Annotated in this window: 2 protein-coding genes; one reads left to right on the top strand and one right to left on the bottom strand. The window is 69.5% G+C overall.

The window, feature by feature from the left end:
• Positions 1-747, top strand: a 747-nt coding sequence (locus ACIRS4_RS38055) for a TetR/AcrR family transcriptional regulator C-terminal domain-containing protein (RefSeq protein ID WP_404204832.1), incomplete at its 5' end; no start/stop codon positions are given.
• Positions 748-765: 18 nt separating this feature from the next.
• On the opposite strand, the gene ACIRS4_RS38050 is transcribed toward ACIRS4_RS38055, so the two are convergent.
• Positions 766-1,167, bottom strand: a 402-nt coding sequence (locus ACIRS4_RS38050; protein ID WP_404204830.1) for an SDR family oxidoreductase, incomplete at its 5' end; no start/stop codon positions are given.

The raw sequence follows: 1,167 nt of genomic DNA, 5'->3' as shown, positions 1-1,167 counted from the left end.
AGAGCCATGGCGGCCAAGGCACAGGAGTTCTCGTCGGTGTGGACCCGACCGGAACGACAGCGCAAGGATCAGCCCGCACTGAGCCGGGAACAGATCGTCACCGAGGCGCTCGCCCTGCTCGATACCGAGGGCTACGACGCGCTCAGCATGCGCCGGCTCGGAACCCGGCTCAACGCGGGCGCGACCTCGCTCTACACCCACGTCACCAACAAGGACGAGATCCTCGAACTCGTCATCGACGAGGCCTTCGGCGAGGTCCGGATGCCGCCCCTCGCCCCCGAGCGGTGGCGCGCCGATCTCCTGGCGGTCGGCCGCGAACTGCGAGCCACCATTCTGCGACACCCCTGGATCAGCATCGCCATGACCGGCGCCGGACTCGCCTATCTCGGCCCGAACCTGCTGCGCCTGTCCGAGGGCATGCTCGCCCTGCTCGAGGCGGCCGGGTTCGACGACTACGCCGCCGACCGCGGCTCCAATGCCATCTGGTCCTACGTGATCGGCTCCACCGGCGGCGAGACCGCCATGGTCACCACCGTCGCACGCAGCGGCCAGACCGAACAGGAGTGGTTCGCCAAGATGATGGTGATGGCCGGGCAGGCGACGCAGGGATATCCGCACATCACCAAGCGACATCGCAGCCTGGGGGACATCGACGTCGCCCAGACCCGCGAGGACTTCTTCGACTCCGAACTCAGCCTCATCCTGGACGGCCTGGAACTGCGCCGCGACCGCGCGGCCGGGAAATAGCCTGCCGCGAAGGCGGATTCAGCGACCGGTCGCCAGACCGGTCCCCCCGTTGACATCGAGGACGACGCCGGTGGTGAAGCCGTTCACCGCCAGCAGGTGAATGGCGGCCGCGACATCCTCCGGGCGCCCGACCCGGCCCACCGGGGTGGTGGCGACCAGACCGTCGAACAGAGCGGTGCGCTGAGCCTCGGGAACCCGGTCCCACCAAGGCGTATCGATGACACCCGGGGCGACCGCGTTGATCCGCAGCGGGGCGAGCTCGACCGCCAGCGGCGCGACCATGGCATTGAGCGCGCCGTTGATGGCGGCCAGACCCGCCGTGCCCGGGAAGGCCGAGCGGGCCGAGGCGGCGGTCACCAAGGTCACCGAACCGTGCGAATCCAGGTGCGGCAGCGCTGCTTTCAGGATGCGGACCTGCGG

The organism is Streptomyces sp. NPDC101166, from assembly GCF_044768125.1.
Lineage (GTDB): Bacteria > Actinomycetota > Actinomycetes > Streptomycetales > Streptomycetaceae > Streptomyces.
This window is presented reverse-complemented; position numbering and strand designations above follow the sequence as displayed.